Origin of the sequence: Brachybacterium sp. AG952 (genome assembly GCF_004362645.1) — a bacterium.
Classification (GTDB): domain Bacteria; phylum Actinomycetota; class Actinomycetes; order Actinomycetales; family Dermabacteraceae; genus Brachybacterium; species Brachybacterium conglomeratum.
In genome coordinates this window covers 534,394-551,760 of sequence record NZ_SNXV01000002.1, presented here as the reverse complement: position 1 = coordinate 551,760, position 17,367 = coordinate 534,394, and the positions used below count along the sequence as shown (strand labels likewise).

The following is a 17,367-nucleotide window of genomic DNA, read 5'->3' as shown; positions in this document are numbered from 1 at the left end:
GCCCTCAGGGCATCCCCTCCAGCGCGCGCCGCGCCTGCAGGGCGAGCCACACCTGGGCCAGATCACCGCTCTCACCCAGGTCCGCGTCGATCAGCTCCTCGATGCGGCGCACCCGGTAGTGGACCGTCTGGCGGTGGACCTGCAGCGCCTCGGCGGTGCGCTGCCACGAGCGGCGGTGCTCGAGGAAGGACTCCAGAGTCGGCACGAGGGTCCCATCGTGCTCGGCGTCGTAGCGCAGCAGCGCCCCCAGCCGGTGCTCGACGAGAGCCCGGGCGTCGTCGCGGTCCGTCGGTCCCAACGCCGGGCTGGTCTCGCCGTAGCGCACCAGGGAGGTGCCCGACCGTCGGGCCATCCCCAGCGACCATGCCGCCTCGTGCGCCGCGTCCGCATAGCGCTGGTCGCGGAGCACCGGCCTGCTCGCCCCGATCGCCGCGGTGCTGCCCAGCGAGTCGCCGACCGCGCGCAGCGCGTGGGTGCCCCGGGGGACGATCGCGAACGTGAGCCCCGCCCGGGTGACGGTCGCATTCGTGATCTCCCGTCGCCACAGTCCGATGTGCAGATCGTGGATCCTCTGCGGGTCCTCGCAGGTCACCGCGATGACCTGGGTCCGAGCCGCATGCAGGCCGTGCTCCGCCAGCGCCCGTGCGGAGGCGGCGGCGCGGGAGTTCCCGTCCAGCACGCTCGCGGCGTGGTCCGACCGGGTGCGACGCCGGCTTTCCAGCGCGAGATGCGTGTGGGACAGCTCGAGCGCGACCACCGTCGCCGCGTGCTGGAGCAAGGTCGTGTCCGGCAGGAAGGCGGAGGTGCCGGTGACGGCGAGGCTGGCCGACTCCCGGGTCGGGACCGGGACGACGTGCACCGCGCCCCCGTCCTCGAGCGGCACGATCCGGTTCCCGGAGGACAGCAGGCCGCGGCGGGACCGGATCGCGGCGGTGACCTCGGCCGGCGGTGCGTCGTCGCGAGGGTAGTAGGCCCAGCCCGTGAACGAGTCGCAGACGTCCACCCGGCACTGCAGCACCGACGAGAGCGTCTCGCGGGTGGAGGAGCGCTCCACCTCCGTGCCCGGAGCGCGACGGATCGCCTCGTAGATCCGCGCGGTGCGCATGATCCGCTGCGCCTGCTCGGGCTGGTTCGACTCCGCGACGGTGCGGGAGATCGCCGCGAACGGCATCGGGTACCGGATCCACAGCACCGGCAGCCCCAGACGGTCGGCGGCCTCGACGAACCCTGCGGTCAGCGGAGGGCAGTGCATCTGCTCGCCGATCGCGAGCGCGCTGATCCCCACCTGTGCGAGCCGTTCGAGGACCTCGATCTGCTCGTCCTCCGCTGCGGGGAAGCTCATCCCGTTGGTCATCATCAGGTCGCCGTGGGAGACCCAGCGCCAGGGCTCGGGGAGGTCGGTGGTGTGGGTCCAGACGATCCTGCGCTCGAGCCCGGACGCCCCGGCGTGGACGCGCAGGGTCAGGTGCGGGATCTGCACGAGCTCCTCGACGGAAAGCGGCATGGGGGCTCCTCGCGAACGACGTCGGTGTTCATACATTCACACGAACCGGTCCGGTCGGCATCGTGCGATCGCCACCTGGGCGTGGCCGCCGTCACGGAGCAGGATCTCTCCCACCGCCGGGTACCTCCCGGCCTCTCCCTCAGGAGGACCCGATGGCCACGTCCCCAGGCCTGATCGACGACGCACCCCTGACGTCCTTCCACAAGCGTCTGACCTTGTACTCGTCCGGCGGGCCGTTCATCGACGGCTACGCCATCGCCATGATCGGCTTCACCTGGGCCAGCATGGGCACGGCGTTCCCCGTCAGCACGGCCGAGAAGGGCCTCGTGGCCGCTGCCGTGCTGGTCGGCATCTTCGTCGGCGGCGCCGTCTTCGGCTGGGTCACCGACCGCGTCGGCCGCCATGTCATGTACATCGTCGACCTCCTGGCCCTCGCCCTTTTCTCGGTCCTCACCCTCTGGGTGACCGACGTCTGGCAGCTGATCGCGCTGCGCTTCGCTATCGGCATCGCCATCGGCGCCGACTACCCGATCGCGACCTCGCTGCTGGCCGAGTACCTGCCCAGGAAGCACCGCGGGAAGATGCTCGGCGCCACCTTCGTGGTCTGGGCGATCGGCGCCACCGCCGCTCCGATCGTCGCCATCGCCTGCGGCGCCCTGTTCGGGGGCGACGCCTGGCGGTGGATGCTCGCCAGCACGGCGCTGTTCGCGATCGTGACACTCCTGTTCCGCCTCGGCACTCCCGAGTCGCCGCGCTGGCTGATGAGCAAGGGGCGCGTCGCCGAGGCCGACGCCGCGATCAAGAAGGTCTTCGGCCCCCAGTACTCCACAGCGGATCTCGGCGACGGGGAGCAGGACGGCCATGTCCCGCTGCGAGCCCTCCTGCGCGCCCCGTACCTGCGCCGGCTGGTGTTCGTCTGCGTGTTCTGGATGTGCCAGGTCATCCCCATGCTGTCGATCTACTCCTTCTCCTTCGACGTGCTCGCCACCGTCGGACTCGAGGGCAACGGCGCCGAGGTGTTCCTCGCCGCGCTCTTCGTGGTCGGCGGCATCCCCGGCCTGCTGCTGGTGGACCGCATCGGTCGCAAGGCGCTGCTGGTCTACTCCTTCGCCGGCATCGCCGTGATCTGGGGGATGGCCGGGCTCGTGCCGGGACTTCCGATGATGGTGATCTTCGCGGCGGTCTGCCTGTTCGCCTTCCTCTCCGGGTCCTCGAACTTCCTCGAGATCGTTATCCCCAACGAGCTGTTCCCCACCCAGGTGCGTGCCACCGCCGTCGGCATCGGCACCGCCGCCAGCCGCATCGGCGCCGCCATCGCCGTCTATCTCATGCCGTTCCTGCTGGCGTTCGGGATCAACTGGGTGCTGCTCGCCGGCGCCGCGGTCTCCGTGGTGGGCCTGGTGGTCACGCTCTGGCTCGGCGAGGAGACGGCCGGGCGCAGCCTGAACGACACCTCGACCGGCGCGATCCCCGCCGTTCCCGTATCCACTCCCCGCACCTCTGCCTGAGGAGGCACCATGTCCATCCGCGTCCCCGAGCCCGTCGGCCCCGTCGACGGCACCCTCGTCCCCCGCTTCGCCGGCGAGTCCACCTTCGCCCGCATCCCGCGCCTCGACGCGGTCAGCGACTACGACATCGCCGTGTTCGGCGTCCCGTTCGACGGCGGCACCTCGTACCGTCCCGGTGCACGCTTCGGCCCGCTCGAGGTGCGCACCTCCTCCCGCCACCTCCGGCCGGCCTTCCACGTCGAGCTCGACGTCGCCCCGTTCGGTGCGTTGCAGGTCGTCGACGGCGGCGACGTCGCCTGCACCCCCTTCGACATCACCACCGCCATGGGGCAGGTCGAGACCTTCGCGAACGAGCTGCGCGGGGAGGCCGACGACCGCCGTCTCATCGCGATCGGCGGCGACCACACCATCGCCCACCCCCTGCTGCGCAGCGCCGTGGCCAAGCACGGCCCGGTCGCGCTGATCCACTTCGACGCCCACCTCGACACCTGGGACACCTACTTCCACACGCCCCTCACCCACGGCACCGTCTTCCGCCGTGCCTTCGAGGAGGGCCTCCTGCTCGAAGACAAGTCCATCCACGTGGGGATCCGCGGCCCGATCTACGACCGCATCGATCTGAAGCAGGACGCCGACTTCGGCTTCAAGGCGATCCGCTGCAGCGACCTCGACCGGATCGGCGTCGAGGCCGCGGTGGATCAGGTGCGCACGCGCGTCGGTGACGCCCCCGTGTACCTCTCCCTCGACATCGACGTGCTCGACCCGGCGTTCGCCCCCGGCACCGGCACTCCGGAGGCGGGCGGGCTGAACAGCCGCGAGCTGCTCGCCATGCTGCGCGCCCTGGACGGACTGAACATCGTCGGCGCCGACGTGGTCGAGGTGGCTCCGGCCTACGACCATGCCGAGACCACCACCGTCGCCGCCGCGACCGTCGTCTACGACCTCATCGCGCTGATGACCAACCACGAGCTCGGCCGCACCGCGTGACGGACGCACCTGCTGTGAACCGCTTCACAACCTGCTAGCGTCGGAGGCTCCCCGAGCTCGATGAGGAGCCCTCCCATGACGTCGTCCCGCCCCGACACCTCCGCCCGCCCCGGCCTGACGAGGAAGTCCTTCCTCCAGCTCAGCGCCGGGGCGACGGCGGCGCTCGCCGCCGCCTCCGCCCTCCCGCCGCGTGCCGCGGCCGCACCTGCCGCCCCGGCCGCCCCGTCGGCCGGCGATCTCGTCTTCCCCGGCAACGACGGCCGCGCGCACACCGTGACCTGGGACGATCGCTCGTTCCGCGTCGACGGGGAGCGGCTGCTGATCTTCTCCGGCGAGATCCACCACTGGCGCGTGCCCGCCCCCGCGCAGTGGCGCGGGCTGCTGCAGGTGCTGCGTGCCGCGGGCTTCAACGCCGTCTCCTTCTACTTCTTCTGGGGGCTGCACCAGTCCGAGCAGGGCGGGCCCTTCGACTTCTCTGGCATCCGCGACCTCGACCTGCTGCTGACGATGGCGGAGGAGGAGGGGCTGTACGTCATCGCGCGCCCCGGTCCGTACGTGAACGCCGAGATCTCCATGGGCGGCCTGCCCGCCTACATGACCAAACGCGAGGCCGGCCTGCGCTCGACGGACCCGGAGAACCTCGCCGACTCCCTCGCCTGGTTGAGTGCGATCAACGAGATCATCGCGAAGCACCAGGTCACCGACGGCGGCGGCAGCGTGCTGATGTACCAGGTGGAGAACGAGCTGATCGCCGAGGACCCGGCCCGCTCGGAGTTCCTGCGCACCCTCGCCGACCACGTGCGCACCACCGGCATCACCGTGCCGCTGTTCCACAACGACTACAACCTCGGCGGCCGCTTCGCGGACGTCGAGGCGCACCACCTGGACTTCTACGCCTACGACCACTACCCGCTGGGCTTCAACGCCGCCGGCGCCCGCGCCGTGATCGGGGAGTCCGAGGCGCAGTACCGCGAGATCAGCCCCGACTCGCCGCAGTTCATCACCGAGTCGCAGGGCGGCGCCTTCACCCCCTGGGGCGCGCAGTTCGACGCGACGAAGGCCTACGAGTTCACCGATCCCGCGTTCACCCGGCAGTGGGGCGTGCGCAACCTCGGCAACGGCGTGACGGCCTTCAACTACTACATGGCCTTCGGCGGCACGAACTGGGGCTGGACCGGTTCGCCGTCCTCCGGCTTCACCAGCTACGACTACGGCGCCGCGATCACCGAGGACCGCGCCCTCACCGAGAAGCTCGCCGTGCAGAAGGAGGTCGGGGCGCTGCAGCAGGCCGTGCCCCAGATCGCCTCGATGACCCCGGTGGCCGCCCCTGCCGTCGCCGAGCTCGAGGGCGGCGCGGTCCGCGCCTACCAGCGCATCGCGATCGACGGGGAGGCCTCCGCGACCGACGACGGCGCCCCGCGCCTGCTCGCCTTCCGCCTCGCCGACTCCAACGACGAGACCGACACCCGCTTCACCACCGCGATCGTGCTCGGCGACCCCGGCGACGCCCCGGAGGAGGGCCCGACCGTCGACGACCGCGACGCGGCGATCACCTACGAGGGCGCCTGGGAACAGGTCGAGGACGCCACCGCCTCCGGCGCCACCCTCACCCGCACGACGACCGCCGGCGCCCGCGCCACCTGGACCTTCACCGGCACCGGCGTCGACGTCATCACCGCCACCGGCACCGACCACGGCACGGCCCGCGTGCTCGTGGACGGGACCGAGCACGGCACCTTCACCTCCCACGTCGACACCGAGCAGAACAAGCCCGCCCAGGTCGTCTCCTACGAGGTCCGCGACCTGTCGGGCGGCGAGCACACGATCACGATCGAGGCGACGGGCGAGCCCGCGGACGGCGGCACCGGCACCGTCGTCACCCTCGACGCCTTCGACCTGCCCGGCACCGGCGGCGACGGCGGCACCGACATCCCCGAGGGCGTCACCGGCTGGGCGCGCGTCCCCCAGCAGGAGGGGGAGTTCCTCCGCCTCCACGGCCGCGACGCCCTCGCCCTCGTCGCCGACGCCGTGATCGGCGGGCACGGACTGCTCTACTCGACCCTCGCCCCCTTCGGGCCGACGCTCTCCCGCCGCGGCGGCCACCTCCAGCACCTGATCGGCCACGAGGACGACCCGGCCGAGCTGGTGCTCCGCTACGCCGCGGAGCCCTCCGTCACCGCCCCGGCCGTGGTGGCGACCACCTGGGACGAGGCGGCCGGCCAGCTGCGCCTGAACCTCCGCCCCGGCGCATCACCCCTCCAGATCGACATCACCGGCACCCCGCTCACCTCCGACGGCCCCGGCGCGGAGAGCCTCCTGGCCCTGCGGGTCCTGGGCCGCAGGGCCGCGGCGACGACCTGGTTGCTCCCCGCCGGCGAGGGGGAGCACGTGGCGATCGAGGGCGCCCCGCTCGCCCGCACGGCGCGCCTCGAGCGCGCCCATGCGGAGCTCGTGCTCGGCACGACGGAGCGGGCCGAGGTGCGCATCGACGCCCCGGACCGTATCCGCCAGGTGCGCGTCGGCGGCCGCTCGCATCCGGCGCACGACGGCATCGCGGAGCTCACCCTCCCTGCCGCCCCGACGCCCGCCGTCCCCGACCTGCACCTCCGCATGGCCGAGGAGGCGCCCGAGGTCGAGCCCGGCTACGACGACTCGGGATGGACGCCCGCCGACTCCACCGCCGGCAGCACCCGCTTCCAAGGGCCGGGCCGGGGCGGCGTGGTCCTGGACTGCAACCACTACGGCTTCCACGAGGGCTCCATCTGGTACCGGGCCCGCTTCACCGCCGGCGAGGGCCGCGAGCTGGTGCTGCGCGGCAACGGCGGCACCGGCCAGCCCGCACAGGGGAAGGCGCCCGCCTTCGGCCAGGTCTGGGCCGACGGCGCCTACGTCGGCGCCTTCCCCGCGAACGGCGCCGACCAGACCCTGACCCTCCCGGACGGCGTCGCCGCCCCCGGCGAGGAGACGGTCCTCGCTGTCGTCGTCCACACCCTCGGCCAGAACCTCGACTGGTCCGACGACGGCCTGTCCAAGCAGAACCGCGGCCTGTTCGACGCGGTGCTGCCCGCCGACGGCCCGATCGCCTGGCGGATCCGCGGCGCCGGCGCCGTCGATCCCGAACGCACCCTCTACAACGTCGGCGGCCTCCACGGCGAGCGGCACGGCTGGCACCTCCCGGAGCACGACGACGCGGAATGGGAGGAGGCCGCGACCCTCGTCGCCGACGCCCCCGGCATCCGCTGGTACCGCGCCCGCTTCACCCTCTCGACGCCCGACGGTGTGGACGTCGGCCGGCGCCTCGCGCTGCGCTCGCCGCGCTTCGAGGACGGCCGCACCGATCACTGCCAGGCGGTGCTCTACGTCAATGGCTGGAACACGGGGGTGTACATCGGCGACATCGGCCCGCAGAGCGAGTTCACGATCCCCGCCGGGTTCCTCGAGCCGAACGGGAAGAACACCCTCGCCCTGTGGGTCGCGGCGAAGGAGGCCGGCGCCGGCCCCGAGTCGATCGAGCTGGTCACGGCCTTCAGCCGAACCGGGGCGGCGGTCGAGCGCTGACGCCGGGGCCGGGTGGGCATACGCTTGCTCGCATGAGCGCACCCACCCGCCGCCTCGGCTCCCTCACCGTCTCCGCCCTCGGCCTCGGCGCCATGCCCCTGTCGCAGGGGCGGGGAGAGCCCGCCCCGCACGACCGCGCCATGGCGACGATCCACGCCGCCCTCGACGCCGGCATCACCCTGCTCGACACGGCGGACATCTACGCCCCGTCCTGGGACACGATGGGCCACAACGAGCAGTTCGTCGGCGAGGCGCTGCGCAGCTGGGACGGCGACGCCTCCCAGGTCGTCGTCGCGACGAAGGGCGGCATCACCCGCTCCTCGGGCGAGACCTGGGGCCGCGACGGCTCGCCCGCCTACCTGCGCCGGGCCCTGGAGAACTCCCTCACCGCGCTCGGCATGGACAGCGTGGACCTCTACTACTGGCACCGACCCGACCGCAGCCTCCGCTACGCCGAGGCCGTCGAGACCCTCGCCGGCTTCCAGCAGGAGGGGCTGATCCGCGAGATCGGCATCTCCAACGCGAACGTCGAGGAGATCGACGTGGCCCGGGAGGTGCTCGGCGAGGGAGGGCTCGCGGCCGTGCAGAACGAGTTCTCGCCCACCTTCTTCCACACCAGCCGGCGCGAGCTCGCCCACTGCGGCGAGCACGGCATCGGCTTCGTGCCCTGGTCGCCCCTGGGCGGAACGGGCGGCGGCGCGGCCGCGGTGGGGGAGCGGTTCCCGCAGATCGCCCGGATCGCCGCGGAGCACGGCGTGAGCCCCCAGCAGGTGGTCCTCGCGTGGGAGATCGGTCTCGGCGAGCATGTCCTGCCGATCCCGGGCGCGAGCCGCCCCGAGTCGATCACCGACTCCGCCGGGGCGCTCTCCCTCGAGCTGTCCGACGAGGAGCGCGCGGAGCTCGACCGGATCATCGCCTGAGGACGATCGGGTGACCTGACAGATATCCCCTCGCGCCGGGCCGACGAGGGGCGTACGGTGGCGACCGTCCACGTACGGAGAGGAGTCGGCATGCCCACCGCGCATGCAGGGAGCGAGGCGGCCCGAGCGGCCTGCTCGGTCTGAGCCCGCGCGCCCTCGAGCGCGCCGTGACGACCACCCCCGACTTCAGCACGCCCCGATGCGGGAGCGTGCCCTCTGCGAGGACACCGCATGAACACCCTCACCGAATCCCAGCTCCGCGACGCCTTCGTCAACGCCTCCAAGGGCGAGGCGAAGCGCGCGATGATCCCCGACCTCGACCAGGTCGACTTCTCCCGCCTCGACTACTTCGGTTGGCAGGACGCGAAGAAGCCGCGCCATCACTACGTCGCCCTCGAGCTCGACGAGGAGGTGGCGGTGCTGCTGCTGCGCGGCCCGGAGAACCCGCCGGCGAAGAAGATGCTGTGCGCATGGTGCGAGGACATCGTCGACGGCGTGCACGCGGCGAGCTTCGTCGCCCCGCTCGCCGGCGCGTCCGGCCGACGCGGCAACACCGTTGGCACCGCCATCTGCGCGGACTTCCGCTGCTCGCGCAACGTGCGCCGCGAGCCGAGCTCCTTCGAGGTCCGCTCCGAGGACCCGGCGCTGCTGGCGTATCACCGCGAGCAGAAGATCGCCGGCCTGCAGGAGCGCTCGACCGCGTTCGTGCGCACGGTCATCGAGCGGAGCTGACCCCCACCACGACGTCCGCCCGGTCGCGGGTGCCCGCGACCAGGCGGGCGTTGTCCTCGTCCGGTCCGAGCGCCCAGTCCCGCGCCGCCTGCGGCGACTTCCCGAAGCGCTCGTGCCGGGCGATCAGGCGCTCGTGCCGCAGCTCCTCCGGCACCTCGACGAACCAGCAGGCATCCAGCATCGCGCGGACCTGCGCGAACGGCCCGTCCTCGAGCAGCAGGTAGTTCCCCTCGGTGATCACCAGCGGCACCTCGGCGCGCACCTCGATCGCCCCGGCGAGCGGCTGCTCGAGCTCCCGCTCGAACATCGGCACCCACACCGGAGCGTCGCCCGGACGCTGGGTGCGCAGCCGCTGCAGCAGCGCCACGTAGCCGCCGGCGTCGAAGGTGTCCGGGGCGCCCTTCCGCGTGAGCCGTCCCAGCCGCTCGAGCGCCGCATCGGCCAGATGGAACCCGTCCATCGGCACGAGCACCGCCCGCTCGCCGAGCGCCTCGACGAGCCGCTCGGCGAGCGTCGACTTCCCCGCCCCGGGCGCGCCCGCGATCCCCAGCAGCCGCCGGGATCCCGAGCGCAGCGCCTCGTCGACGAGCGTCAGCGCGGCCTCGACCTCAGCGCTCACCGAGCTCCACCTCCACGATCTCCCCGCGCAGCGGCAGATGGATCAGCACCCGCGAGGGCGCGAGCCCGGCCGCCGCGAGGGCCTGCGAGTACGCCGCCATCTGCCCGAGGTACTTCTCCCGCACGTGCTCCACCGGGTGGTCCCCGGGGTAGCTCTTGTGGTCCACCAGCACCACCTGCCCGTCCGGCAGGCGCAGCAGCGTGTCGATCCAGCCCTCCATCACCTGGTCGTCCTCGTTCCACCAGGTGATCGGCTGCTCGGTGAGCTCCTCCGCGCCGGGCAGCTCCGCGGCGAGGAACCCTGCCCAGGCCTCGCCCGCCTCGATCAGCACCGACGGCTCGACGGCCCGGGCGACCGCCCACCGCTCGACGAGCCGCGCCGCGGCCGCCCGGCGCTGCGCGTCATCGAGGTGCGCGAGCGGCATCGCGAGATAGGCGTGGATCGCCTCGCCGACGCGCTCCCACTGCGGGCCGCCGCCGGTGACGAGGCGCCGCCCGATCCGTCGCGGCTCCGAGACCGTCCCGGCGACGCCCTCGGAGCCCACTCCGGAGGCCTGGAAGCGGGCGGCGAGCTGAGCGGCGCTCTCGTGCTCCGGCCGGAGCGGTATGTCGGTCGCCGAGAGCGGATCAGCGACGGACGGCAGGGACCTCACGTCCTGCCTCATCAGGTCATCGACGTTCACCCGCGTGATGCGGGCCGGGAGGGGATCTGACGCTCCGTCGACGTGGATCGCCTCGTCGTCCCAGCTCACCAGCGGCGCGTCCCCCTCGATCAGGGCGTCCAGCGCGCTGCGAGGGCCACCGATCGCGAGCACCGAGGTGCTCGCCGCCCGGGTGAGGGCGACGTACTGGAGCCGCCCGGCCTCGTCGGCCTCCGAGGAGGCCCTCCGAAGCGCGAAGTCAGACTCGGCGAGATGATCGGCCGTCTCCGACGGGACCTTCAGCTTCGGCCAGAACAGCAGATCACGGCCGGCGAGCGGGGCCGTCACGTCGACCTCGTCGGGGGAGCGCACGAGCACGCCCCAGGTCTGGTCCCACTCCTTCGCGTCCCTGGTCAGGTGCGTGACCACGTGCTCCCACTCGAGGCCCTTGGCAGCGTGGATCGTCCCCACCCACACCGCGTCGGGCAGACCGGACAGGTCGGGTCCGTCCTCCCACGCGTCGAGCTCCGCACGGAGCCCGGTGAGCGTGATGGGGGAGCCCTCGGCGCGGCGGCGATTCGTCGTCTCCCGGGCGAGCGCCCGCAGTGCGTCGAGTGAACGGAGTCGGGAGCCCTGCCCGCTCCAGCGCTTGATCCGCTGCGGCAGGTCGAGGGCGTCGATGAGCGCGCTGATCATCTCCCCGGGCGTGTAGGCGATGCAGGCCCGGCGCACCGCGTGGAGACCGGCGAGGGTGCGGTCCTCCCACCAGCGCGCATACACACCGCGTCGGGTCTCCCGGTCCGGAGCGGACATGAGCTCCTCGAACCAGGTGCTGTGCGCCCGGTGGTCCTCGAGCAGCGTCACGAGCTCGGTGAGCGCGAGGGTGTCGGAGGCATCGAGGGTCACCGCGAGCGCGGCACGGACCAGCTGCGCCTCCCGGGTGGAGAGCAGGGAGTGGGCCGCGCCGGCGGTCGGCACGCCACGGTCCTGCAGCGCCGCGACCACGGCCTGCTTCTGCGTGTTGGTCCGCACCAGCACCGCCGTGCTGCCGGGGGTGAAGGCACCCTCGTCGATCCGCTCCCGGATCTGCTCGCCGATCATCGCGGCATGCTTCTCGGCGGAGACCACCCGGTTGTCGTCCTTGGTCGCCTGCCACACCTCGAGCACGCCGCCCTCGGCCTTCGCCCGTCGCTGCTCGGGGATCGCGAGGGTGATCTGCTCCTCGCCGGTCCCCTCAGGGTCGAACACCCGCGTGAACACGGCATTGGTGAGCTCCACCAACCGTTCCTTCGAGCGCCAGGAGTGAGTGAGATTCCGGATCCGTCCCGTGCCGAACACGGTGTCCCCACGGCCGAGCGCCGCGATGATCTTCTGCATCAGCCGCGGGTCGGCGTCGCGGAAGCCGTAGATCGCCTGCTTCGGATCGCCCACCCAGATCTTGTCCTCGACCAGCTGCGACAGCTCGAGGAAGAGGGCGAGCTGCACGGGGGAGGTGTCCTGGAACTCATCCACCGCGAGCAGCCGGAAGCGGGAGGCGACCGACTTCTGCACGCGCGGGGACTCCTGCAGCAGGCGGAGCGCCCGCACCTCCTGGTCGATGAAGTCGATCAGGCCCAGGTCCCGCTTGTACAGCTCGTAGGCGTCCAGGGACTCCGCAGCGGTGTCGAGGACCAGGGCGATGAGGTCGTGCACGTCCTGCTGCCAGGCGCCGCACGCGGTGAAGGACTCGGCGATCTCCTCGCTCAGCGGGGCGAGGGTGCGCTTGGCGACGGCACCGAACGAGCCCGCGGCGATCCTCATCCACTCCGACCACGGCGCCCGGTCGAGATCGGCGAGGATGCGGCGCGAGCGGCGCAGGGCCTCGAGGTCCTCCGCCGTCCTGTTCAGGCTCCTCTTCGCGATCGGACCGCCCGGGATCGGCTCCCCGTCGGGAGTGCGGGAGGCGTCGAGGTCGGCGGCGAGCTCCTGGATCCGGGCATCCAGCAGATGCAGCCAGCGTGAACGCTCGTCCGGCCCCTGCTCCGGCAGGCCGGCGCTGTCGCAGTACTCCTGCCAGGACGTCTCGATCGCGGTGCGCAGCGCCTCGGCGCCAAGAAGATTGGTGCGGGCGGCGTTCGCGAGGATCCGCACCTGGCCGCGCCAGGAGGGGCGGGGACGGTGGCTCGTGTCCTCCTCGTCGCCGTCGTGCTCGGTCCGGGCGAGGAGGTCGCTGTTCTCCTCGCCGCGTACGGCGGCAGTGCGGGCGATCGCGGCGGAGAACGCGGCCTTCTGCGTCGTGTCGTCGAGGACATCGACGTCGGGGGAGATCCCAGCGTCCATCGCGTAGTCCTTCACGATCCGACCGGCCACGGAGTTGACGGTGCCGATCACGGCGGAGTCGATCCCGCGAGCCTCCTCCACGAGCGCCCGATCCAGCAACGTCGAGCGGACCCGGGCGGTCAGCTCCTCAGCAGCCTTCACGGTGAAGGTGGTCGCGATGACCTCCGACGGGTCGAGCCCCTCGGCGATCAGATCCGCCAGGCGCTGGGTGAGCGCAAAGGTCTTGCCCGATCCGGCCGAGGCGTTGATCAGGGTGAAGCTCATGAGTCGTCGCCTCTCATCCCGCACAGCAGCGAGAACTCGCAGTAGTCGCACCGGGCGTCGACGACGAGCGAGCCCTGGGAACGGGCCGCCTCGCGCGCGCTCGCGTAGGTCTTCTTCGCCGCCGACCGCGGAGTGGAGAGGTCCTGGTCCGCATCGAGCAGGATCTGCCCGCTGCGCGCATCGACACGGCCTGAGCCGATCTCGTCCAGGGCCTCGGCCATCCCGGCGGTGCCCCGCGACCAGAGGTCCTCGATGTCCAGGACGGGACGGCCGTGGGGGTCCAGGGCAGGGTTCGCGGAGACGAACTCGCCCTGCGAGAGCAGGAAGTACCCCACATCCGTCCCCTCCTCATGCAGCGCGTGCGCGTAGGCGGCGAGCTGGAGGGCCTCACCGGCCTCGAAGAGCTCGGGGTACTTGCGGGCGGCGTAGGTCCACTTCAGGTCGATCACAGTGGGGCGACCCTCCGCGTCCTCCGCCTCCACGTCCCGGTAGCCGACGAAGGGCACCGTGACGTCCCCCTGCTGCAGATGCAGGACGAGAGGCTCCTCGAAGCGGGACTCCACCGAGGTGATCACCAGACCGGCCGCGCCGAGGCGGTCGAAGAACGTCGCCAGCGAGCGCACCGTCCGCTCCCGCACGTCGGCGAGCTCGACCTCGCGTCCGGGCAGCAGCAGCTCCGAGGCCAGCCGCGGCACCTGCGTCTCGATCTCCTGCCGGATCCGGTCGGCCGACGGACGCCGGTCACCGCTGCCGACGAGCTGCTCGACGACGGCGTGGACGAGCGTGCCGATCATCCGGTTCCCGGTCGGGACGGTGGCGACCGAGGCTGCCCGGATCTGCAGCCCGTTCTTGTACGTCCACTTCTGCCGGCATCCCAGCAGGTCCTCGGCCTGGCTGTAGGAGAGCCGCGGGGGCAGCAGGTGCCGTGCGGGCTCCACCTCCTTGGCGAGGTCCGTCGGCAGCGGGGCGATCCGCGACGGCCTCGGGACCTTGACCCCTCGCCGAGCTCCGGCCAGCGCGAAGCCGTCCGTCCGGAGCGTCGCCTCGGGGGAGAGCCGGATGCTCTCGAGCACGTCCTCGACGCCCTGCCCGGGGGCGGCGCGTCCTGCGGCGAGGTGCGCGAGCAGGGCGTGCGGGGCGGTCGGCTTCTCGGCGCGGCGCCGGGTGCGGATGACGATGATCCGCTCGGCGCCGTGCAGCCCGCGCAGCCCGGCATCGGTGTCGAGGGCTGCGAGCTGGGCGGGCGGCAGGAGCCGAGCCCCGAGCCCGTTCAGCGCCTCGACCTCGGCGGCGTCCCAGGTCACCCCGGTGGAAGCGTCATCGCGGTCCGCTCCCCACCACAGAACATCCCCGCCGACGGGCAGCAGCTGAGCGGGTCGGGAGCTGATGCGCCAGCGGGTGGTCGCCTCGGGGCGGGCGAAGGGGGAGCCGGCACGTCCGCCCGCGGACTCGACCATCTGGGCGAGAGCCCGCTCACGGAGCACTGTGCCGGGATCGAGCTCCTCCAGCACCTCGAGCAGCACCTGCAGGTGGGTCGACGCCCGGCTCAGGGAGGGATCTCCCTGTCCCAGTGCGCGCAGGCGCTTCCCGAGCGGCGCGGTCACCTCCCGCACGCGGGCCGGGGTGAGCTCCTCGGGGGCGATCGGAGCGGTGACGAGCGCGGAGAGCGCACGGAGCATCTCCAGGCCGCTCTCGGAGATCTCGCCGTCGGCCTCGAGCCCGGCCATCGCCTCCTGCCAGGCGGTCCCGCCGGTCCCCGGCTCCTGCGCGAGCGCGTCCAGCAGCACGCTGCGTGCTCGCGCGGGGATCAGACCCACCTGCTCCCGTCCGCCCTCGGGCGCGTCCATCACGCGCAGATCGAGGAAGGCGGCGAGCTGCTGCACGTCGACGGGTGCGACGGCGAGGGAGAGGAAGAGCGGCAGGATCTGCAGGGCAGTGCGGTCGGCGGCGGAGTCCGCGACTCCGAGGGCAGGAAGTCCCCTCCGGTGCAGCTCCTGGTCGAGGAGCACGGTGTCGGCCCCGGCGAGGACCTGCAGCGGCGATCCTTCGCGGCCCGCTAGCATTCGGGCGGCAGTCTCCGCCGCGGTCCACTCGTCCTCCGCCTCGACGAGGACCAGTTTGGGCCGTCCCTGCTCCCCGGCCGCTGCATGCTCCATCGTGACTCCGGCGGTCTCGAGCAGCTCGAACAGTCGCGGCCACAGCCCTGGCAGCGATCCCGGGTCTTCGTGACAGCACAACGACTCGATGCCAAGAGGCCAGGTCACCTCTTCGGAGAGGACATCCACAAGCTCGCGCAGATCGTCGGCCGCCCCCGCGGCGAGGTCGGGCGCCGCCGCCTCGACAGTGCACAGCGCCGTGATCCGCTCCGGGGCGGCGTCAGTCGCCTCCAGTCGAGCGCCCGCGGTGATGGCCGCGTCCCTCCAGGCCAGGACGGTCGAGGCCGTCGTCCAGGGGTCCACGGAGAAGGACGCGCGGAGCCAGGGATGATCCGCCTCGGCGATCCGGCGTGCATACTGCGCCACCCGCACCGCCGGCTCGACCGCGGGCCGCGTCAGCCCCAGCCGTCCCTGCAGCAGCTGCACCAGGCCGCGCGGGCCGAGCCGCGCGATGCCCGCGGCCCCGCCGCCGTCGGCCCAGGCCGCACCGTCCAGGGACCAGCCGAACTCGATACGCATGACCTCACAGTAGGCGAGAGGCCTGACGTTCCCGCCGCATCTCCCACACCGCGCCGACGCGGGCCGCGAGCGGGACCGGCAGCAGCAGCCCGAGCGCCCCCAGCGCCCCCGCCGCCTCGGGGCCGAGCAGCAGGACCGGCAGCACCAGCACCGGCAGCACCGTCCCGGTCGCGATCGCCACGAGCGCGAACACCGCCGCGGACCGACTGGGCCGGCGCACACGTCGGACCATCCCCGGGAGCATGACCAGGTCGCACACCGCCGCCCCGGCCCACACCACGACCGCGATCACCCCGATCGCCCGGACCCCGAGGAGCAGCGGGCCGTCGACGCCGTCGTCCGTCGGCCCCGACATGATCGACGGGATCAGGAGCATCAGCATCGCGATCAGCAGCAGCACCCCTGCCGCGGCGAGGCCCGCGAGCACGCCCCACAGCACCAGGCCCGCGAGGGCCAGGCGGCGGTGCGGCGTCGGCTCCATGGCCGGAGCATAGGCCGCTCACCGGTTGAACGGATCGTCCGGCCGGATCCCCCAGGAGAAGCCACGCTCGTGGAGCACCTCGCCGGAGGGATCGGGCGCGAGCACCAGGTCCTGCCCCTCGCCGGTGACGTGCAGCGTCCCATCGGCCTGCTGCTCGACGGTCAGTGTGAGCGTCTCGCCCTCGTCCTCGAGGTACTCCTGCACGGGCTGCCCCTCCTCTCGCAGGTCCTTCAGCGTCAGCTCGATCGTGCCGTCCTCGCCGCGGGTCCAGGAGCCGGCGCGCAGCGTCCCGTCGGCCGTGCGCAGCTGCGCCTGCGCGGCCCCGCCGTAGGAGATCGAGCCGAGCGCGAGTCGGCTCCAGCGCGTGTCCTCGGAGAGCTGCGCGGCAGGCTGAGCGGTGTCCCCGGCGACGGCCCACACCCCGGCCGGCGCCGACTCGTCCACGCTCCGCGGCGGGTACATCGTCGTCACGCCCCACAGCACCAGGCCCGCGATCACCGCGGCGGCGACCGGCCCGGCCACCGCCCCGACCCGCTCCGCCGGCCGCCACGGCACCAGACGCGGCCGCGGCGCCTCGCCGATCTCCCCGCGCCCCAGCACCGCGCGCCACAGGCGCGGCATCCACGGGATGAGCACCAGCAGCGACATCGCGATGTACACGGCCGACGGGGTCTTGACCATCACGTCGTAGCCGATGTTCAGCACCAGCACGAAGCTCATCGAGGCCGCGCCGATCAGCGCGCCGAGCACGACCGTGCGCCGCCACAGCAGCGCGAGCCCGGCCCCGAACTCGGCGAGGCCGGAGAGGAACTGGAAGACGGGGGAGAAGGCGACCATCCGCCACAGCAGCCCCATCGGGCTCATCTCCCCGTGGGCGATCAGGGCGTCTCCCGCATCGGAGAACCCGAACTGGCCGAACACCAGCTTCGCGGCGCCGTAGTACATCAGCACCAGCGCGAGGGCGAGCCGCACCCCGCCGTGCGCCCACCATGCGAGCGTCACCCCGGCGGTGCGGGCCAGGCGCTTCTCGGTGGAGTAGTCGGCGGGGGCGGGGTCGGTGCGCTCCTCGGGAATGCTCATGCCCCCACCACATCGCATCGTGGCGGGGGCATGATCGGTCTGCGGTATCGACCGCGTACGACCTTCGGCGAGGCTCGGGC

Annotated in this window: 11 protein-coding genes; 5 read left to right on the top strand and 6 right to left on the bottom strand. The window is 72.6% G+C overall.

Annotated features, from left to right (window positions below; all coding sequences use genetic code 11):
* Window positions 1–4: 4 nt before the first annotated feature.
* Complete coding sequence (locus tag DEU31_RS07915; RefSeq protein ID WP_166649427.1) at window positions 5–1,504, bottom strand: PucR family transcriptional regulator; 1,500 nt, start codon at window positions 1,502–1,504, stop codon at window positions 5–7.
* 152 nt (window positions 1,505–1,656) lie between these two features.
* Between DEU31_RS07915 and DEU31_RS07910 the strand changes: the two genes are divergently transcribed.
* The 5 genes from DEU31_RS07910 (at window position 1,657) to DEU31_RS07890 (ending at window position 9,209) form a co-directional block, all read left to right on the top strand.
* The gene (locus DEU31_RS07910) at window positions 1,657–3,012 is read left to right on the top strand and encodes an MFS transporter (RefSeq protein ID WP_133676712.1); all 1,356 of its coding nucleotides are present in this window, start codon (window positions 1,657–1,659) and stop codon (window positions 3,010–3,012) included.
* A gap of 9 nt (window positions 3,013–3,021) precedes the next feature.
* On the top strand, window positions 3,022–3,999 hold the full coding sequence (speB, locus tag DEU31_RS07905) for an agmatinase (protein WP_133676711.1): 978 nt from the start codon (window positions 3,022–3,024) through the stop codon (window positions 3,997–3,999).
* A 75-nt stretch (window positions 4,000–4,074) separates the two neighbouring features.
* Window positions 4,075–7,557, top strand: a complete 3,483-nt coding sequence (locus DEU31_RS17310; protein WP_166649426.1) for a beta-galactosidase — start codon at window positions 4,075–4,077, stop codon at window positions 7,555–7,557.
* A 32-nt stretch (window positions 7,558–7,589) separates the two neighbouring features.
* On the top strand, window positions 7,590–8,477 hold the full coding sequence (locus DEU31_RS07895; protein ID WP_133676709.1) for an aldo/keto reductase: 888 nt from the start codon (window positions 7,590–7,592) through the stop codon (window positions 8,475–8,477).
* Window positions 8,478–8,708: 231 nt separating this feature from the next.
* On the top strand, window positions 8,709–9,209 hold the full coding sequence (locus DEU31_RS07890; RefSeq protein ID WP_133676708.1) for an FBP domain-containing protein: 501 nt from the start codon (window positions 8,709–8,711) through the stop codon (window positions 9,207–9,209).
* On the opposite strand, the gene DEU31_RS07885 is transcribed toward DEU31_RS07890, so the two are convergent.
* The 5 genes from DEU31_RS07885 to DEU31_RS07865 are packed head-to-tail and all read right to left on the bottom strand — an operon-like array spanning window position 9,193 to window position 17,287.
* Window positions 9,193–9,828, bottom strand: a complete 636-nt coding sequence (locus DEU31_RS07885) for a nucleoside/nucleotide kinase family protein (protein WP_010549938.1) — start codon at window positions 9,826–9,828, stop codon at window positions 9,193–9,195. The genes DEU31_RS07890 and DEU31_RS07885 overlap by 17 nt on opposite strands.
* Window positions 9,818–13,051 carry a UvrD-helicase domain-containing protein gene (locus tag DEU31_RS07880; RefSeq protein ID WP_133676707.1) on the bottom strand — a complete coding sequence of 1,078 codons (3,234 nt, stop codon included), beginning with the start codon at window positions 13,049–13,051 and terminating at the stop codon, window positions 9,818–9,820. Before DEU31_RS07880 ends, DEU31_RS07885 begins: the two co-directional genes overlap by 11 nt.
* Window positions 13,048–15,726: a PD-(D/E)XK nuclease family protein gene (locus DEU31_RS07875; protein WP_133676706.1), complete on the bottom strand. Its 2,679-nt coding sequence runs from the start codon at window positions 15,724–15,726 to the stop codon at window positions 13,048–13,050. Before DEU31_RS07875 ends, DEU31_RS07880 begins: the two co-directional genes overlap by 4 nt.
* Before the next feature lie 4 nt (window positions 15,727–15,730).
* A complete protein-coding gene (locus DEU31_RS07870) occupies window positions 15,731–16,207 on the bottom strand; it encodes a hypothetical protein (RefSeq protein ID WP_010549941.1) in 477 nt (158 codons plus the stop codon).
* Between the two features lie 18 nt (window positions 16,208–16,225).
* Window positions 16,226–17,287: a hypothetical protein gene (locus DEU31_RS07865; RefSeq protein WP_010549942.1), complete on the bottom strand. Its 1,062-nt coding sequence runs from the start codon at window positions 17,285–17,287 to the stop codon at window positions 16,226–16,228.
* Window positions 17,288–17,367: the final 80 nt, after the last annotated feature.